Genomic DNA, 18,076 nt, shown 5'->3' on the forward strand with positions numbered 1-18,076 from the left:
GAACCATGTTCGAGTCTTCGGACCGGCTGACCTCCGGAAATTGCTCGCCTTCCAATGACGATGGTCAGTGGGCCGCGGCGTCGTGGGCCTATGCGAAGGCAGCCACGTTCGACGGTGTTTTCGGTTCTTGTAAGTCTTGGGAGGGATTGTCGTTCAGCGGTAGAGGGGTTCGAGGAATTCGTGGACGTCGGGTGCGACGTTGGAGAACGTCATGGGAACGTCCTTGCCCAACAGGCCCTGCAACAGCAGTACCGGGCGGTCGAACCCGGTAACCGGTGAACCCTGGTACGTGCGAAGCAGGTCGACGATGCCCCGGGTATCGCGGCGAGAGGTTCGACGAACATGTCGCCGAGCGCTCGACACTGCACGCGGCAGCGGAGTTGGCAAGGAATGCGTCGACGACGAGTCGACGAGGACAGCGAATGCCTAGTTGGGCGATCTGAGTTGATCGGAATACCTGCAGCACTGCACAATCGTCGTCCGCGCAGTGGTGGACGCCGCGGTAGGAAGTCGAGTTACGACTGACGTACACCAGCAACCGCATCTCGACGAGACGAGTTGTCAGATAGTCGAAGTGGCAAGAGTGCGCACGAAGAACTCCACCTGATCGTGAACGAACCTCTCGAACCACGGATCGACATACGGGGCAAAGTGCTCGCAGTCGTACTCACGAACCTCCACCCGGGCAATACGTTCCGCGCACCTGCGGCTGGCGGCAACCGGGGTGACCACATCTTGCGACCCGATTTGCATCAGCACCGGGCACGTGATGTCGCGCGCGCGACGATTCGGCGAGAACCCGGGCATCGCCAACGCGGCACGAGCGCCGACGGTGTTGTCGTCAGTGGGACCCTCGGACGCGGCGAGTATGCGTTCGAACCCCGCCGGCGCATCCGGTGACGTCAAAAACGCGGTATCGCCAGGCTCCCCACACACCGGCACATACACCGGAGCCGTCCCCCGCACACCGGCAACCACATCGGCCACCGCGACACGTGAAAGCCGCGCGCTCGCCCGAAAACCCACGGACCGCGCAGCAGCCAACCCACTCACATGCGGAACCTGCGCGACCACTGCAGCAAGCTCCCGATCCCGCGCAGCCAACTCCAGAACGTGCCCCCCGGACAACGACGTCCCCCACGCCCCCACGCGAGCCGGGTCGACGTAGTCGAGTGATCGCACGAAGCCCACTGCAGCATCCCAATCGGCGCGTTGCCCACGGATCGACAGCATGTGTCTGGGCGTCCCACCGCTGGCTCCGAAACTGCGGAAGTCGAACGCCACGGCTACCAGACCCGCCGCCGCGAATCGCTCGGCGAACGCGTGTAATCGAATCCCCTTGTGTCCACCGAAACCGTTGGCGAGAACCACAACCGGCATCCGCTCGTCCGATGCCACTGTGGGTCGATACACCCACGCCGAACACTGCTCGCGGAATGAAGTGAAGGTGGCCTCCAAGCGACTGAACGAGTTCATGTCGGTAATCAGACCCCACCGCCCTCATTCTGTCAACGCCCGTGAACAGATGGCATCACATGCCGAGTCCCGATCACTCACAGCACGCAGTCGCGACCCCCTCGCACAGCGCAACCATGTGATCGACCAATCGGTCGTTCGGCACTTCGAGCTCGCCGTCGTGGTGGGCAACTATCAACTCGATGACCGCCCCCGCCAACGCTCGCGTCACGATCCGAATGTCGATGTGCGGCAACGGCGGCGGTAGGCAGAACTCGATGATTGCCGCGATCTCTCGAACTGAACTACGTTGGCGCGCCGCCACCTCCGGGTCGGCCACGGCTGCCTCGACGAGCTTGATACGTGCAACCCGAGAATCGGATGTGAAGGCATGAAGCAATGCCGAGGCGCCGGCACGCAGCCGTGAAGACGGCGACGGGTCAGCCTCCATGATCGAATGCTGCACGACGCGCACCATGTCCTGGTGGATGCGATCGTAGACGGCACCGAACAGTCCGGCGCTACCGTCGAAGCTTTCGGCGAGGTAACGCGCTGCTACTCCACTGTGATCGGACAGCCTGCGCACGGTCGTCTTGCGGTAGCCGAGGGTGCCGAACAATTCCAAACCGGACGCCAGAAACAGCTCGCGGCGTTGCTCTCGTCGAGCGTCCGGAGACAGGCCGCTGTACGAGCGACCAGGTGCACGCGATGTCATAGCCTCAGTATCGAACTTGCACCGGTGATCACGCGACTCGACCAGTCTCCAACTTTCGAGGTGAACTCAACTTGTACATGCCGAGTGGACACCACGGCTGATTCGCAGGGAGGTGCAGCGCAAAACGCCGCCTACGTTTTCGCGCGTCGGTGGGTATCACCGGGCTGACGATCTCCCAGAACTCGTCACTGAACAGTCCACGCGCGTCATCGAAACATCGCCGCTCACACCAGCTCACATCCGGGAGACACTCTGCAGTCGGGGGAGCCCGCAGCCGCGCCACGATGGCAACACCTCTTGTTATTGCCGGCGGTTACAGACACATTTCGATCAGAGTATGTCGAAAAGCATAGAACAGGATCGAAATGACATCGCACATCGACTCGTCGAAGACCTCACGACAGGTCAGCCGACAGTGGTTGGTGCTCTCCATCGTCTGGTCTGCGGCGCGGAATTGTTGGTCGTGCTCGACAACACCATTGTGAACGTCGTCGACCACCCGCGAGATCGGGGGGACTTCGGGTGTGGCTGTGCTGGGTTCGATCATGCCGTGGTCGACGCCGTTCCGGACACCCTCATGAATCCGGACCAGAAGAACTTCGCTGGGGAAACAGTGATCAGCGTGATCGAAATCGTCACATCACCTACCCTGGCGCTGACCGATGAGCCGGCGCAGGAACTCGTGATACCGCCACGCAGGTCGGTGCATGCGTGGCGCACCTTGTTATGATTGGGGGCATAGTGATCCCGACCCGAGAGGTGTGCGATGCCGAGACGGTCGACCGCACGCAATGACATGCTGCACAGCGCCATCGCTTTGTTCAGGCAGAGAGGCGTCGAAGCTACATCGGTCGCCGACGTTCTGGAGCACGCGGGCGCTCCGCGAGGCTCCGTCTACCACCACTTTCCGCAGGGTCGGCCACAGCTGGTGGAAGAGGCAACCCGATCCGCCGGTGCGTTCATGGGTTCGATGATCTCCGCAGGATTGACAACCCTCGGTCCGATTCGGACGGTCGAGGCAATCATCTCCGGATTTCGTGACCAATTGTTGGCAACCGATTTCGCATCAGGGTGTCCGGTTGCCTCCGTCGCGATCGAAGGCCCCCAAAGTCCAGCAGCGCTGGCTGCGGCGGGGGAGTCCTTCACCTCGTGGGAGGACACGATTGCGGCGTCACTGTGGCAGCACGGTATTGCTCAGGATCGAGCCCGCGGGTTGGCGACGATGGCACTCTCGGCCGTCGAGGGGGCATTGCTGATGTGCAAGGCCCAGCGGAGCACCAGGGCGCTGGACCGCGTCGAGAAAGAACTGATGTTCCTTCTCGACGCAGTCATCGATTCGTCAGGGTAGCCGGGCTGCAGAGCTGGCCGTCACCTGACGAACTGCATCCGCGACAGGCGTTGTGCCGTCGGTGAGTTCGACGATGGTTCGGGTGAGCAACGGTTCTGCCAACGCTGCCGCGATGAAGGAAGCGACGTTGTCGCGGCGTACGTCACCGTGCTCGATGGCCAGCCCGGCGGTGACGGTGCCGTCGCCTGGCTCGTCGAGAAGTACGCCCGGCCGGACGATCAGCCAGTCCAGGTCCGTATGGGTCAGGTACACGTCGGCTGTCTTCTTGGTGCGCATGTAATGCTCGAAGCCCTCGGAGGGCTGCTCACTGCGACCGGATTCGGGGAACGCCGACACAAGGACGAACCGCTGCACGCCTGCGGTCCGCGCTGCGTCGGCTGCCTTCTCCAGTCCCTGTCCGTCGATCAGAGTCGTCTTGTCCATGCCGGTGCCGTGTGCACCCGCGCTGAAGACGATGGCGTCGTGGCCAGCGAAAGCTGTGGCGAGCGTGGCGACGTCGTTGTCGATGAGGTCACCGAAAACAGCTGTTGCGCCGGTCGATTCGACCTGTTCACGGTGATCCGGGTTGCGGATCATCCCGGAGACGGTGTCACCGCGTGCGGTGAGGATGGTGCCGAGCCTCGAGCCGATGCCGCCGGCAGCTCCGATGATGAAAGTCTTCATGGGGTGTCTCCTCGCTCAGAGTGCGTAGTCGTACTGTTCGATGTATCTGGGGGACGCTCCGAGTGCATCGGCCGCGTTGTTGGCCCAGGACGGATCCCGTAGCATCGCTCTCCCGATGAACACGGTATCGGCCGATCCGTCCTCGACGAGGGCTTCTGCCTCGTGCGCTCGCGAGATCCGTCCGACTGCGGCTACCGGCATGCCGGTGGCAGACCGTAGCTTTCGCGCATACCGAGTCTGGTAATCGACGTCGCGCGGGATCGGGACGACATCGTTGCCTCCGGAGGACGCGTCGACGAGGTCGACGCCGTGCTCGCGGGCGCGTTCGGCGAGCTCGATGGTCTGTTCGATCGTCCACGACGGTCGGTTGTCGTCGGGGTTCTCGTCTATCCAATCCGTGGTGGAGACGCGCAGCAGTACCGGCAGATCGTCGTCCCACTGTGCGCGGACCGCGTCTATCGCTTCGAGGACGATGCGCATACGGTTTTCCAACCTGCCGCCGTACTCGTCGGTGCGCTGATTGGTCAGCGGCGACAGAAACGAATGCAACAGGTAGCCGTGAGCGGCGTGCACCTCGGCCACCTCGAATCCGGCGTCGCGGGCGCGACGCGCAGCCTGACCGAAAGCATCGATCACACCGGCGATGTCCTCGATGGCCAATTCGGTGGGGACGGGGTGATCGGGAAATGCGAGAGCGCTCGGACCGACGGCTTGCCACCCGAAGGCGTCGACGTCCACCGGCAGTCCACCGACCCATGGACGATCCACTGATGCTTTGCGGCCGGCATGTGCGAGTTGAATGCCGGGAACAGAACCACCTGCTTCTATTGCGTCGACGATTCTCGCGAAGTCTGCGACGTGATCGTCGGACCAGATGCCGAGGTCGTAGGGCGAGATTCGTCCTTCAGGGACAACGCCCGTGGCCTCGACCATGACCATGCCGGCACCGCCTGCAGCCCGTGATCCGTAGTGCGCGATGTGAAAGTCCGTCGGACGACCGGCGCGATCGCCGGCGGCATCTGCACTGTAGGTGCACATCGGTGACATCCACACTCGGTTGGGAATGGTCAGTCCCCGTAGGGCTATCGGGTCGAACAGTGTCACTGCTGTAGTCCTTTTCTTCGATGCAGGTGCTTAGTACGATCAAAGCCGTACTACGTCTGCGACCGTACCATGTAATATCGGTCGGGACGAGAACAGGAGAGTGCATGCGCGAGCTGCAGCATCCGGCACCGGGTGACATCGACATCGATGCGGTCTTGACCGCGTTGGTGGATCCCATTCGACGACGCATCGTCTGTCAGTTGGCCGACGGTCATGACGACCAGGCGTGCATCGCATTCGACCTTCCGGTGAGCAAGTCGACATCGACACACCATTTCCGTGTTCTGCGCGAGGCCGGCGTCATCGAGCAGCGCTATCAGGGGACCGCAATTCTGAACTCGCTGCGGATCGATGCGTTGGACGAGCGTTTCCCGGGCCTCGTATCGGCCATCATTTCGGCTGAGCGCGCCAGGGACTCCGCACCGGCCGATCGGAATCCCGCAGTCTGACTGCGAGCGCTTCTCGGGCCTTGTGCATGCGCACAGGTTTCCGCGTTCAGACGTGTTGTGGCAGCTATCGCGACGGCGAACCTTCTCGACCACCATGAGTGGGAGATTGCGTCGGCGAAGGGATGAACACTGTGATCATGACGATCCGCTGGCTCGTTCGCATGCGATCCACGAGGCGAAAAGCCACAGTAGGGGAGGCGTTGGAGACGCGGTTTCGGGTACTTCTCGTCGATCTCGACATCCTGATGCACATGACGAACGGTCGATACCTGTCCGTTCTCGACGCTGCCCGGATTTCGTACTACGCGAGAACGGGGCTGTGGAAGCAGTTCCGTGCTCGCGGGTGGAGCCCGGTGGTGACCGCACAAACCATCACGTATCACCGGTCTCTCACCTTCCCGCAGTCGTACCGGGTGCGGACACGCCTGTTGGGCACCGATGCCAAAAATCTGTACTTCGAGCAGATCTTCCACATCGGCGAGGTCGATTACGCGACCGCGTTCGTGTCTGTTCGCTTGACGAGCAAGGGCCACGGCTCGGTGAATCCCGAGGAAATCCTGGGTCTCGACGCCGCGTTCGCCTTGCCCACAGATTTGCCGTCTTCGGTCACCTCATGGTCCGAATTTTCCCGAAATCCATACTCACAGAACGCGAGAGAATCATGGTGAAGACTGTGCCCGACGCGAATCCCGATCACCACACCCTGGCAATCATCGGCTCAGGGTTTGCCGGTCTCGGTGCGGCTATCCGGCTGGAGAAGTTGCATGGTGGCAGCGTCGTCATCTTCGAGCGGGCGTCGTCCCTGGGTGGTGTGTGGCGCGACAACGACTATCCCGGCGCGGCCTGTGACGTGCAGAGCCTGTTGTACTCGTTCTCGTTCGCACCCAGTCACAGGTGGCGACATACTTATGCGCGACAGACGGAAATTCGCGGGTATCTGGAAGACCTGGCGCGAGAACACGGATTGATTCCCCGTCTCCGAACCGACTGCGCCGTCCAATCGTTGACGTGGGACCCGGGTAATTCACGGTGGCTGCTCGAGACTGCGCGAGGTCGGTCGACCGCAGATCACGTGGTGCTCGCCACCGGTTCACTCGCAGACCCCTCGTTCCCCGCTATCGACGGACTCGACACCTTCGCCGGCCCCGTCTTCCACTCCTCGCAGTGGGACCATGACGTCGACCTCTCGGGGAAGCGCGTGGCCGTCGTGGGCACCGGCGCATCGGCCATCCAGTTCGTGCCGAAGATCCAGCCGATGGTCAAGTCGCTGAAACTGTTTCAGCGCACGGCACCGTGGGTGATGCCTCGCAACGATCGGCCGATTCCGGAGGCCACTCGAAAACGACTGCGAACGGTTCCCGGATATCAGCGTGCATCCAGAGCGGTTATCTACGCCAAACGTGAGATCAAACTGCTGGCTTTCCAGCATCCGGCTTTGATGCGTATCGGAGAAAAGGAAGGGCGAGCACATCTGGCGCATGCCGTGAGCGACCCCGCGCTGAGGGAGAAGTTGACGCCCGATTATCGGATGGGCTGCAAGCGAATTCTCCTGTCCGACGAGTACTACCCGGCGTTGGCCCAGCCGAACGTCTCCGTCGAGAACGGGGGAGTAGCAAGGGTGACACGCACGGGAGTCGTGGACGCCGAGGGCGGAGTGCACGATGTCGATGCGATCATCTTCGGTACCGGGTTCGATACGAGCCGCCTTCCGTTGACCGACAAAGTGTTCGACCACAATGGGCAGTCGATGGCCGAGAGCTGGGGCGACAGCCCACGGGCATATCTCGGCACCTCCGTCGCGGGCTTTCCGAACCTCTACCTGATGCACGGGCCGAATATCGCGCTGGGGCACACCTCGGTCATCATGATGTTCGAGTCGCAGATTCAGTACATCGGGCGGGCGATGAAGCGCGCAATCCACACCGGTGGCTCCATCGAGCCGACGCCGCAGGCTCAAGCGAAGTACTCGTCCGACATCGATGCACTGACCGATGGAACGGTGTGGACCAGCGGTGGTTGTAAGAGTTGGTATCTCGATCCTTCCGGTCGCAACAGCAACCTGTGGCCCGGCAGTGTCCTCGGATATCGCTCTCGCGCAATCCGATTCGATCCGACAGAGCACCTCGTGCGTACCTCTGGGGGACCACGATGACATCCGAGGCAATCGTTCTCCTGCACGGTCTCGGCGCTTCGGCCGCCGCCTGGGATCGGGTGGTGCCGCTCCTACCCGGCAATGTTCTCGCGCTCGACCTGGCGGGAAGCGAAACCATCGAGCACGATGCGCTTGTTGTCGCTCGTGAGATACGCGTGGCAGGTTTCGAGTCCGTGACCGTCGTAGGCCATTCACGAGGCGGCCTGGTCGCGACGGCACTGGCCGAGCAGTACCCCGCGCTCGTACGCCGACTGGTACTCGTCGCGACGACACCGACCATGTCGAGTCGTCTGACGGCGCGGGGGCTGTCGGAAAGGATCCTCAAGACACCGCTACTCGGCGACGCAGTGTGGGCGATGCTCCCCGCGAAGAAGCTGCGCACAGGGCTCGGCTCTGCGTTCGCGCCGGGCGGTCCCGTGCCGGAGTTCGCGGTAAAGGACCTGGTGAACACCGGTATTCGACGGTTCCGCACCTCGACCTCCTCGATCGACCACTACCTCGAAGAGCGGTCGCTCTCGAAACGGCTTGCTGCACTTGGCTGCTCGATCTCCGTGGCGTACGGACTCGATGATCGACGAGTGGACTCCACCGAAATGGCACTCTCTGCGAGTGATCCGAGAATCGACGCCTACCCACTGGAGCACGAAGGCCATGGTGCACCGTGGAGTTCGGCGGGTGCCATCGCCGCCGTCATCAACGAGCAGGTCGCACCGTCGGAAGCTCGCCGCCCGGTGCCTGCGCACAGCCCGCGCCTACGTCCGGTGAGGTGGACACCGCCTCGGTCCACCGACCGCGCGCGAGAGAAAGAAAGCGTAGTTCCCATGGGCCCGATCAGACGCGTCGAGCTGCCGGGCCGAGGTCCGGAGGACGTTCGGTTGGATTCGCAGGGACGAATTCTCACCGGACTCCATGACGGGAGGGTGCTTCGGGTGACCCTTGTCAACGAGACCACGTCCACTGTGGAGACTCTCGCCGATACGGGTGGCAGGCCCCTGGGCATCGCCGTTGTCGACGATACGACCATTCTCGTGTGCGACAGCGAGCGCGGCGTTCTGCGCGTCGATCTAGACAGCGGTGGCGTCGAGGTGGTGCTGGACCGCCTCGGCGACGTTCCGATCACGTTCGCGTCCAACGTCGTTCAGGCTGCATCGGGCAACATCTATTTCACCGTGTCCACGCGCAGATTCGGCTTCGACGACTTCCTGGCAGACTTGCTCGAGCATTCCGGCACCGGCCATCTGGTGAAATTGACACCTGACGGCACGGCGCGGATCGTCGTCGACGGCATTCAGTTCGCGAACGGCCTGACGGTGTCAGACAACGAAGAGTTCGCAACAGTGGTCTCGTCGGGAGACTTCGATATCACTCGGTATTCTCTCGTCGATGGCGCACCGTCGCCACGAATTCTGATCGACAACCTGCCCGCGTTTCCCGACAACGTCTCGATCGACGGCGACCTGACGTGGGTGTCTATGGCGACGCCCCGGAGCGCACTGCACGATCGGGTGGCCCGCATGCCGGGAATCCTCCGCCGGATCTCGTACTCCTTGCCGGAGGAGCTGCGGCAAGGGGAACGGACTACGTGGGTCATCGCGATAGACGGCGACGGGTCGATCGTCCATGACCTGCAGTCGCCAACGCCCGATTATGCGATGGTCACCAGCGTTGTGCGCCGCGGATCGCAACTGATCCTGGGCAGCATTTCGGAATCGGCCCTTGCCGTCGTAGACCTGCCCACCAACCCACCGGAGGTTGCTTCATGACCGCTCAGTCGCTTTCCGGACAAGTCCTCGTCATCACCGGCGCAGCAGGTGGGCTCGGCTCGGCTACCGCGATCGAGTGTTCTGCCCGCGGCGGCGTCGTCGTTCTCGTGGATGTGGACGCCGCTGGTCTGGCCCGGGTGGCCGCCACTATGCCGGGGGAGTGCGACACGCACGAGTTGGACGTTCGCGACGCCGAGGCCTGCGACCGAGTGGTCGAGGAAATTCTCACCACCCGTCGCCGGATCGATATCGTCTGGGCGAACGCCGGGGTGTCCGATTACGGCCCGATCGACCTGCTCCCCGAAGGAACGTGGCAGCGCATCATCGACATCAATCTCATCGGCGCGCACAATATCGTTCGAGCGGCATTGCCCGCCGTCATGGAGTCCGAAGGATACGTTGCCTTCACCTGTTCGTGGGCATCGTTCGCCCACCAACCCGGACATTCGGCGTACGCAGCGGCCAAGGCAGGTCTCGAGGCCTTCGCCAATTCGCTTCGACTCGAACTGAGCGGAACCGGCGTACGGGTCGGGTCCTTCCATCCGGGGTGGATCGACACGACGCTGGTCACGAAGAAACTGGACCAACCGGCGTTCGCTGCGCTGCTACGGGCTCTTCCAGGGCCGTTCGGTGCTGTCACGCACACGGACAAGATCGTCCCACACTTCGTGCGCGCACTCGAAAACCGTTCCTCTAGAATGGTCTACCCGCGTGCTGGCAGGATTCTCCTGGTCCTACGATCCGTGCTGACCACGGCACCCTTCACCGCCCGCAGTCGAGCCATCGCACCCGAAATTCGCCGACTGTCCAAGCGGGATATGACACGATCGTAGGGACGGAGGGCGATTCGATGACCGAAGACGGTGACACCACCCGGGAGCGGGAGATCGCGGCCCGGATCTCGTCGCTGATCGACGATGCCGATGTCGAGTTGGATTCAGTGGCATCGAGGTTGACGGATCTGTACCGACAGCGGATCCCGGTGTACGACTCCGTCGCGCACGAGGAAGTGCAGCGCAACACCAGGGCCGTACTCGACATCGTTCTGTGGCGCGTGCGCAGTGACTCGCCCTCGGTCGACGAAAGTGACGTCACCGACCTGCTCCGGCGCTGGTCCGATCAGACGATCCCACTCGAATTGGTTGCGCACAGTATCCAACTGGGAGCACGGGAGCTGTTCAAGATAATTCGGCACAAGGCCGTCGAGCAGAACTTGACCACAGCCGCGGTCGATGACATGCAAGACGTGATGTGGGAATGGGCGACGTCCTATTCCGCCGCAGTGAACACCGTGATGCAGGAGCGGGCCGTCACCGGTGCGATTCGACGCGCTGATCTCATTCGACAATTGGTGGAGGGATCGTACCGACCCGCGTCGCTGAACAGCGATGCGAGCGAACACGGAATCGATCTCACCCACGAGTATCGCGTCGCCTGCGTGGTCTGGGACGAAACGTCCAAGTCTTCCGATGCGCGGGCGATGTTGCGAATGCGCTGCAGTGCAGGCCTTCTCGAGGTTGTCGACGCGATCATCGACCGTCATCTGGTGGCACTGTTGCCCAATGTTCCGGATCGCCTCGAGTGCTCCGTCGCCATCGGACTCGGCGATGCCAGGACGGCCTCCGAGGCGCGATCTTCTTACGAGCAAGCGCAACGTGCACTCTCGCTTGCCGTGACGTTCGGGAGAACGGGCGTGGTGGATCTTGCGGCTCTCGGTCCGCTTCCCCTTCTTTCTTTCGCGGATGACGTGGCGGAGCAGATGGCTTCCGTGCACCTCGACCCGCTACTCGTACGCGGCGTAGCAGGACGGGAGATCATGGACACCGTCGCAACGTATCTCGACCACGACCGCCGCGTCGACGACACCGCCGCCTCGCTCTTCGTTCACCGCAACACCGTCCGCAACCGCGTCGCCCGGTTCGGTGACCTCACTGGACTGGACATCGACTCGACTGCGGATCTGGTGCTGGCCTGGTGGCTACTGACGCGGGACCGAGCGCAGCGCGCGGCTCTGCAGGACCCCGCTTTCTAGAGCGGGTACCGTCTTCTTCACCCGCGGACGCAGAATCGCGTCCCACAGACGACCGGTGAAGACCCCACGCACGGTGTCCACACCGCGAAGCGCGCCGGGTACGTACACCTTTCGGCGACGCCCGACAATCGTGTTCACGAATGCGTCCGCGCAATCACCTAGTTCTGTCACCACGTTGAACGGCCACGGCAGTTCCTCGATGCCGGCGCGCACAGCAGCAATGCTGTGCTGCGACTCGAACATCGGTGTGCGTACGAATGCAGGATGGGCGACGCCGACGCCGACGCCCTTGTGGGCGACCTCGAGACGTAGCCCGCCGCCGAACGCCTCGACACCCGTTTTGGATGCGGCATAAGCGGATTGGCCCGGAATGTTCTTCAGCGCCGCGGCGGACGAGACCAACAGGTAGTAGCCTCGCTGTGCGGTCACCGCAGGCAGGGTTGCGTGGACGGTCCGAATGACCCCGATGAGGTTGATCTCCACGATCTTGACCAACGATTCGACATCGCTGATGGCGACGGTACCGGCTTCGGCGATGCCGGCGTTGGCGACGACGACGTCGAGGCATCCGTACTCGTCCAAGACCTCTGCCACAGCCGATTCCAGAGATGCGGTGTCCGTGACATCGGCGATGACGGAGATGTGTCTTCCGTGTCGTGTCGTGTCCAAAGATCCCAGGACCGATGCGGAAATTTCGGAGCGGTCGACAAGGACGACATGTGCGCCGAGCGATGCGAGTCGACGGCCCGTTTCGAGGCCGATGCCGGACGCCCCTCCGGTGATGAGAGCGACCTTGCCTGCTACAGACTTCATGATTTTCGGACCTTTCGAGGAATCGGTCATGCGTGGTGAGTCGATTGTCGGGGTTGAGAAGGGGTGACGGAAGGTGCGGCGGTCCACTCGCGGAACCGAGATGATGTGCGCGTGCACAGACTTCGAGCTCGGAGGCATCCGCGGCGAACAGCGCCGCCGATTCGGATGCGCGTCTCACAGGTCTATGTATTATGGCGAACACCATATAAACGGGGGATTCAATGAGGGACAGCATTTCGTGACGTACATCGTGGCCGAGCCTTGTGTCGACATTTAGACAAGGCGTGCATCGAAGAGTGCCCTGTGGATTGCATGTATCAGGGCGACCGGATGTTGTACATACACCCGGACGAATGTGTGGATTGTGGCGCGTGTGAGCCGGTTTGCCCGGTGGAAGCGATCATCTTCGAGGAGGACGTACCTCCCAGGTGGGCTGGCTACGTATCCACGAATGCAGACTTATTCGACGATCTCGGTTCTCCGGGTGGCTCTGTGACGCACATCGTTCCGCAAACGGCAGGTCAATCTTTGTCAACATAGAATCTGGGTGCATTCATGATCGACGCCAATCAGTCCGCAGCCACGTGGAAGAAGAACGCGTGCATTCTCTGCGAGTGCAATTGCGGCATCGAAGTCAAGGTCGATGACGGACGACTGCTCAAGATCCGAGGGGACAAGGATCATCCCGGCTCCCAGGGGTACACCTGCGAAAAGCCGCTGCGGCTCGACAGCTATCAGAATGGTTCCCATCGTCTCGACACTCCGCTGCGTCGGCGTGCGGACGGTACGTACGAGGAGATCGACTGGGAGACGGCGCTGGACGAGATCGCAGCTCGTCTACGCTCGGTGCGCGCACAGTACGGCGGCGAGAGCATCTTCTTTTACGGAGGTGGTGGCCAGGGCAATCACCTCGGCGGCTCCTACGGTCGATCACTCTTCCACGCGGTCGGCGCGCGGTACACCTCGAATGCGCTGGCTCAGGAGAAGACGGGAGAGGGATTCGTCGACACCGAGCTCTACGGCAGTCACACCTCGGGTGACTTCGAGAACGCGGAAGTGTCGGTCTTCGTCGGCAAGAATCCGTGGCAGTCGCACGGAATGGCGCGGGCTAGGCCCACGCTCAAGGAGATTGCTCGTGACCCCGCTCGTTCGATGATCGTCATCGATCCGCGCAAGAGTGAGACTGCCCAGATGGCCGATTACCACCTGCAGGTCAAGCCCGGTACGGATGCCTGGTGCCTGGCTGCGCTCGACGCAACTCTCGTTCAGGAAGACCTGATCGCATCGCAGTGGTTGAAGGCGAATGCCGTGGGGGTAGAAGAGGTTCTGACACTGCTGCGCGAGGTCGACATTGCTGACTACGCGCGGCGCTGCGGTGTGGCCGAAGAGACCATACGCGACGCGGCCCGACGCATCGGACGAGCCGGGAGCGTCTCGACCTACGAGGACCTCGGTATTCAACAGTCGCCGAATGCCACCGTCTGCGCCTACTTGCAGAAATTGATGTGGGTACTCACCGGAAACTTCGCGAAACCTGGTGGAATGCATATGCATTCCTGGATGTTCCCGATCGCTGGAACGTGGTTCCCCGTTCCGCCGGATACGACACCACGTTTCGATGCTGCGCGGCGCGTCATCGGGTTGCGGACGATGCGAAGCGGTGCCGGTGTGATGCGTCGGATCGCGGCACGGCTCAGTGGGAACAGTGTCGGCAGCACGCTTCTGGAACGTGGCGCTCAGACGTCGTTGAAAATGTTCTTCCTCTCGTCCGGGGCGGCAGTTGCGCAACCGATCGCAAATATTCTCGGTAACCCTGCGCAATCCGGTTACACGCCCGTCACCGGAGCCCGCATCGTGTCCGGTCTCATCCCGGCGAATTCGATTGCCGACGAGATCTTGACCGATCACCCGGATCGGCTTCGAGCAATGTGGATCGACTCGTCGAACCCTCTTCACTCACTGGCTGATTCGGATCGGTTTCGCCGTGCCATGAGGAGTCTCGACCTCACGGTCGTGGTGGACGTCGCGCTCACGGAAACTGCTCGGGAGGCCGACTATGTGCTTCCGGCGTCGAGCCAGTTCGAGAAATACGAGGCATCGATGTTCACACTTCATTTTCCGCACAACACGTTTCAGCTTCGTAACCCCTTGATGCCCGCAAAGCCGGGCACGCGATCCGAACCGTTCATCTACGCCGAGCTGATCGACCGCCTCGGTTCCGTGGACAGCACGACTCTCTCGCAATTGCGTTCGGCCGCCGTCGTCGGTCGCGGCGCCTTCAGCCTGATCCTCTTCTCGACGATCGAGCAGCGTCCCGAACTCGCCGGCCTGCTGCCCTACATTCTGTACCGCACCCTGGGATCCACCTTCGCAGAGGGCGAGGAAGCGAAGGCCATGATCTGGGGAATGGCTCAGTTGGCGTGTATAGCGAACCCCGATGCTGCGCGGCGGGCCGGGTACACCGCGGAGGGTGCTGCCCAAGGCGAGCAGTTGTTCGATGCCATCGTGAGCAACGCGCAGGGAGTCACTTTCACCGTCGATCGCTACGAGGACGCGTGGAAATACATCCGTCACGCGGATGGGAAAATTCACGTGAGTATTCCCGAGTTGCTGGACGAGATTCGGCTCTTGGACAAAGAAGAGCCGTGCTATACGAGCGATGCGTACCCGTTCATTCTGTCGGCCGGAGAGCGACGCGCCTTCACCGCCAATGTCATAATCCGTAATCCTGAGTGGCGACGACGAGACAAGCAAGGATCGTTGCGTATGTGTCCTACCGATGCATCCGCGATGGGTGTGGTGACCGGTGATTCAGTGCGCTTGACGACCGAGACCGGCACCGCAACGACGGTCGTCGAGGTCAGCGAGATGATGCAGCCAGGTCACGTGTCATTGCCCAACGGTATGGGAGTGTCCTACCCGACGGAGAACGGCGACGAGGTAGTCGGAGTAGCCCTCAACTCCCTGACTTCGGTGACCCGTCGCGACAAGTTCTTCGGTAATCCGTGGCACAAGAATGTGCCCGTGCGGATCGAGCCCGTCAGAGCTGTCGACATCGTGGATACCTCGGAGAGCACAGACACTCGGATGGCGCGGAGGCTGCGCGGGGTGGACTGACCGCCCCGAGAAATTTCACGATCAGGGCTGACCACAACGGACGGGGTCGCGCTCGTCTCAGCGGGCGAGTGCGACCGTCCGCAGAAATGTCAGTGGATTCGGGCCGTTGTTGACGTACTGGTAGACGCGGTCACTGCGGAGGCGGCCGGACTCGCCGGCCGCGATGACGACCTCCATCGAGTCTGCTCGTACGGTCAGCTCACCGGTGAGCACGTGGAACAGTTCGATCGATCCGGGAGAGTCGGGGCGGCCGCCGTACTGATCGCCCGATACCAACGACCAGAGCCACATATCGGCGACTCGGATACCAGGGGTGGACACCAGTAGATGTGCGGTGCTGCCCAGTTGTGAGGTCCACACCAGTACGTGTGCGGATGCGGAGATCCGTTCGATCGCGATGTCGCCGGGTACCGAGTCTCCGACGAGCTCGGTGAAGTCGGTTCCGAGGCTTCGGGCTATGCGCGTTACCGCTACCAGACTCGGATTGGCCTGCCCGTGCTCGATCTGAGTCAGGAGTCGACGACTCACATCCGACAGGTCGGCAAGCTGCTGCACGGTCAAAGACCGACGAGATCGGAGCCCGCGGATGCGTGCTCCGATCTGCTGCAGGAACTCTCGGGTGAGTTCGCCGTCACCGGCGCCCTCGTCTTCGGGTGTGGAGCCAGTAGGTGTCACGATCTCATACGGCAAAAAGTTGGTCGATATTCTGAAAAGCTTTGAACTCGAGTGCATTTCCGGAAGGATCGAGGAAGAACATGGTCCATTGCTCGCCCGGTTCGCCGGCGAAGCGCACATAGGGTTCGATGACGAATTCGGTGCCGGCGGCCTCGAGGCGTCCGGCGAGTTCTTTGAATTCGTCCACCTCCAGCACCAAACCGAAGTGCGGTACCGGAACCTCGTGCCCATCGACCGGGTTGGTCCCAGCGACGGGCTGACGTGCCTCGGAGGACCCGTCACCCACCTGGTGGGTGACGACCTGGTGTCCGCGGACATTCCAGTCCGTCCACTTCTCGGCCGAGCGTCCACGAGAGAATCCGAGCACGTCGCCGTAGAACTCTCGGGCGGCGTCGATGTTGTGAACCGGAATCGCCAGGTGGAAGGGTGGAATGGTGGAGGCAGTGGGCATGTGCGCAGCGTAATGCTCATCAAATGAGCAGTCAAGTGCCCATGCATGACTGTGCAGGGTGCGGACTGGACATATCGAGACCCGGTTCGACCTCGGGGTCGAACCGGGTCCAGACTGCGCGAACCTCAGACGCCAGGTTGGACCCAACGCCCACTCGCAACGGATTCGGCCATGGCATCGAGTACGTGGGCGCTGCGGACGGCGTCTCGTAGTGTTGCGCCGCAGGGCTTTCCATCCCCGATGGATTTGAAGAAGCGCATGGCCTCGATGACTTTGAGGTCGTCGTAACCCATGGAGGATGCCGAACCGGGTTGGAATGCGCCGTATTCTCCGTGCGAAGGTCCGACGTAGACGGTCGATGCAGGTTGATCCTGGTATCGGTCACCCGTGCTGAGGGAGAGTTCGCCCAGCCGGCGGAAGTCCCACGACACAGCACCTTTCGTGCCGTGAATCTCGAATCCGTAAGCGTTCTGATCGCCGACGGCCACGCGACTGGCCTCCAGAACGACGCGCGCTCCGCTGTGCAGGCGGAGTTGGCTGCTGACGAAGTCCTCGTTCTCGACGGCCCCGCGTTCACCTCCGGCAGCGAGAGCGTGACCGGTGGCGGACCCGCTCGGCTTCGTTCGCTCGGGGACGAAGATGGCAGTGTCTGCTACCAGCGAGTCGATTTCGCCCAGGAGGTAGTAGACCAGATCGGCTCCGTGCGAGGCGAGATCGCCGAGTACGCCGTTACCTCCGCGGGCCCGCTCGAACCGCCAGCTCAATGCCCCGTCGGGGTGTGCCGCGTAGTCGCTGAAGAATCGGAATCTGGCATGGGTGATCGTTCCGAGTTCACCGGATTCGACGAGGGCCTTGGCTTCCTCGACCGCAGGCGCATTGCGGTAATTGAATCCGACGGCCGTCTGCACGCCCGCTTTGTCCGCCGCGAGTGCGACAGCGCGCGCATCGTCGGCGGTCAGGCCGACGGGCTTTTCGATCCAGATGTGTTTTCCCGCTTCGACCATCGCGGTCCCGATGGAGCGATGCAGGAAGTTGGGCGCGGTGATCGAGACGGCTTCGATGGTCGGGTCGGACTGGATCTCGTGCCAATCGGTGGTCGCCGCCGCGAAGCCGAACTGATCGGCAGCGTCGTCGGCTCGGCCTTCGAGCTCGTCCGCGACCATCGCCAATTCGGGGCGCAGGCCAAGGTCTGGATAGTGTTGGTTCAGGCGCGAATACGCCTGGGTATGCACCCGTCCCATCCACCCGAAACCAGCTACTCCGACACGAACAGACCGGGTGGATCGCACAACGAATCTCCTTTTCGAAAGATGTGCGGGCCGGTCCGATCGGACCGGCC

At 62.3% G+C, this 18,076-nt stretch carries 18 protein-coding genes and 1 pseudogene; 10 read left to right on the forward strand and 9 right to left on the reverse strand.

Annotated elements, in window-relative coordinates; translation table 11 throughout:
• Window positions 1–153 precede the first annotated feature (153 nt).
• From R4P57_RS13560 to R4P57_RS13570, 3 genes are all read right to left on the reverse strand, one after another.
• Window positions 154–387, reverse strand: coding sequence for a hypothetical protein (locus R4P57_RS13560; protein WP_317803350.1), 234 nt, complete (start codon window positions 385–387; stop codon window positions 154–156).
• A 174-nt stretch (window positions 388–561) separates the two neighbouring features.
• A complete protein-coding gene (locus R4P57_RS13565; RefSeq protein WP_317803351.1) occupies window positions 562–1,476 on the reverse strand; it encodes an alpha/beta hydrolase in 915 nt (304 codons plus the stop codon).
• 73 nt (window positions 1,477–1,549) lie between these two features.
• Window positions 1,550–2,170, reverse strand: coding sequence for a TetR/AcrR family transcriptional regulator (locus R4P57_RS13570; RefSeq protein ID WP_317803352.1), 621 nt, complete (start codon window positions 2,168–2,170; stop codon window positions 1,550–1,552).
• 112 nt (window positions 2,171–2,282) lie between these two features.
• Between R4P57_RS13570 and R4P57_RS13575 the strand changes: the two genes are divergently transcribed.
• Together R4P57_RS13575 and R4P57_RS13580 are read left to right on the forward strand one after the other, a co-directional pair.
• Complete coding sequence (locus R4P57_RS13575; protein WP_317803353.1) at window positions 2,283–2,900, forward strand: hypothetical protein; 618 nt, start codon at window positions 2,283–2,285, stop codon at window positions 2,898–2,900.
• 36 nt (window positions 2,901–2,936) lie between these two features.
• On the forward strand, window positions 2,937–3,518 hold the full coding sequence (locus R4P57_RS13580) for a TetR/AcrR family transcriptional regulator (protein ID WP_317803354.1): 582 nt from the start codon (window positions 2,937–2,939) through the stop codon (window positions 3,516–3,518).
• Here R4P57_RS13580 and R4P57_RS13585 read toward each other — a convergent pair.
• A complete protein-coding gene (locus R4P57_RS13585) occupies window positions 3,510–4,181 on the reverse strand; it encodes an SDR family oxidoreductase (protein WP_317803355.1) in 672 nt (223 codons plus the stop codon). The two genes, R4P57_RS13580 and R4P57_RS13585, sit on opposite strands and share 9 nt — an antisense overlap.
• A gap of 15 nt (window positions 4,182–4,196) precedes the next feature.
• A complete protein-coding gene (locus R4P57_RS13590) occupies window positions 4,197–5,279 on the reverse strand; it encodes an NADH:flavin oxidoreductase/NADH oxidase (protein WP_317803649.1) in 1,083 nt (360 codons plus the stop codon).
• Between the two features lie 110 nt (window positions 5,280–5,389).
• On the opposite strand from R4P57_RS13590, the gene R4P57_RS13595 reads away from it, so the two are divergent.
• The 6 genes from R4P57_RS13595 to R4P57_RS13620 all read left to right on the forward strand — a co-directional run bounded on the left by R4P57_RS13595 (window position 5,390) and on the right by R4P57_RS13620 (window position 11,681).
• Window positions 5,390–5,734, forward strand: a complete 345-nt coding sequence (locus R4P57_RS13595) for a helix-turn-helix transcriptional regulator (protein WP_317803356.1) — start codon at window positions 5,390–5,392, stop codon at window positions 5,732–5,734.
• Window positions 5,735–5,871: 137 nt separating this feature from the next.
• Window positions 5,872–6,402, forward strand: coding sequence for a thioesterase family protein (locus R4P57_RS13600; protein WP_317803357.1), 531 nt, complete (start codon window positions 5,872–5,874; stop codon window positions 6,400–6,402).
• Entirely contained in the window at window positions 6,396–7,886 is a 1,491-nt protein-coding gene (locus tag R4P57_RS13605) for an NAD(P)/FAD-dependent oxidoreductase (protein WP_317803358.1), read from the forward strand. Before R4P57_RS13600 ends, R4P57_RS13605 begins: the two co-directional genes overlap by 7 nt.
• Window positions 7,883–9,649, forward strand: a complete 1,767-nt coding sequence (locus R4P57_RS13610; protein WP_317803359.1) for an alpha/beta fold hydrolase — start codon at window positions 7,883–7,885, stop codon at window positions 9,647–9,649. Before R4P57_RS13605 ends, R4P57_RS13610 begins: the two co-directional genes overlap by 4 nt.
• On the forward strand, window positions 9,646–10,482 hold the full coding sequence (locus tag R4P57_RS13615; RefSeq protein ID WP_317803360.1) for an SDR family NAD(P)-dependent oxidoreductase: 837 nt from the start codon (window positions 9,646–9,648) through the stop codon (window positions 10,480–10,482). Before R4P57_RS13610 ends, R4P57_RS13615 begins: the two co-directional genes overlap by 4 nt.
• Window positions 10,483–10,499: 17 nt before the next feature.
• Window positions 10,500–11,681, forward strand: coding sequence for a helix-turn-helix domain-containing protein (locus tag R4P57_RS13620; RefSeq protein WP_317803361.1), 1,182 nt, complete (start codon window positions 10,500–10,502; stop codon window positions 11,679–11,681).
• On the opposite strand, the gene R4P57_RS13625 is transcribed toward R4P57_RS13620, so the two are convergent.
• A complete protein-coding gene (locus R4P57_RS13625) occupies window positions 11,628–12,494 on the reverse strand; it encodes a short-chain dehydrogenase/reductase (protein WP_317803362.1) in 867 nt (288 codons plus the stop codon). The genes R4P57_RS13620 and R4P57_RS13625 overlap by 54 nt on opposite strands.
• Before the next feature lie 238 nt (window positions 12,495–12,732).
• Here R4P57_RS13625 and fdxA point away from each other — a divergent pair.
• Together fdxA and R4P57_RS13635 are read left to right on the forward strand one after the other, a co-directional pair.
• Window positions 12,733–12,986: pseudogene (gene fdxA, locus R4P57_RS13630) on the forward strand (ferredoxin); the annotation flags it as partial.
• A 63-nt stretch (window positions 12,987–13,049) separates the two neighbouring features.
• Window positions 13,050–15,611, forward strand: coding sequence for a molybdopterin-dependent oxidoreductase (locus tag R4P57_RS13635; protein WP_317803363.1), 2,562 nt, complete (start codon window positions 13,050–13,052; stop codon window positions 15,609–15,611).
• 57 nt (window positions 15,612–15,668) lie between these two features.
• Here the strand turns inward: R4P57_RS13635 and R4P57_RS13640 are convergent, their stop codons facing one another.
• The 3 genes from R4P57_RS13640 to R4P57_RS13650 all read right to left on the reverse strand — a co-directional run bounded on the left by R4P57_RS13640 (window position 15,669) and on the right by R4P57_RS13650 (window position 18,026).
• Entirely contained in the window at window positions 15,669–16,286 is a 618-nt protein-coding gene (locus tag R4P57_RS13640; RefSeq protein ID WP_317803364.1) for a helix-turn-helix domain-containing protein, read from the reverse strand.
• A gap of 4 nt (window positions 16,287–16,290) precedes the next feature.
• Window positions 16,291–16,737: a VOC family protein gene (locus tag R4P57_RS13645; RefSeq protein WP_317803365.1), complete on the reverse strand. Its 447-nt coding sequence runs from the start codon at window positions 16,735–16,737 to the stop codon at window positions 16,291–16,293.
• A gap of 125 nt (window positions 16,738–16,862) precedes the next feature.
• Window positions 16,863–18,026, reverse strand: coding sequence for a Gfo/Idh/MocA family oxidoreductase (locus R4P57_RS13650; RefSeq protein ID WP_317803366.1), 1,164 nt, complete (start codon window positions 18,024–18,026; stop codon window positions 16,863–16,865).
• Window positions 18,027–18,076 lie beyond the last annotated feature (50 nt).

It is taken from the genome of Rhodococcus sp. IEGM 1330, from assembly GCF_033142445.1.
Taxonomy (GTDB): Bacteria; Actinomycetota; Actinomycetes; order Mycobacteriales; family Mycobacteriaceae; genus Rhodococcoides.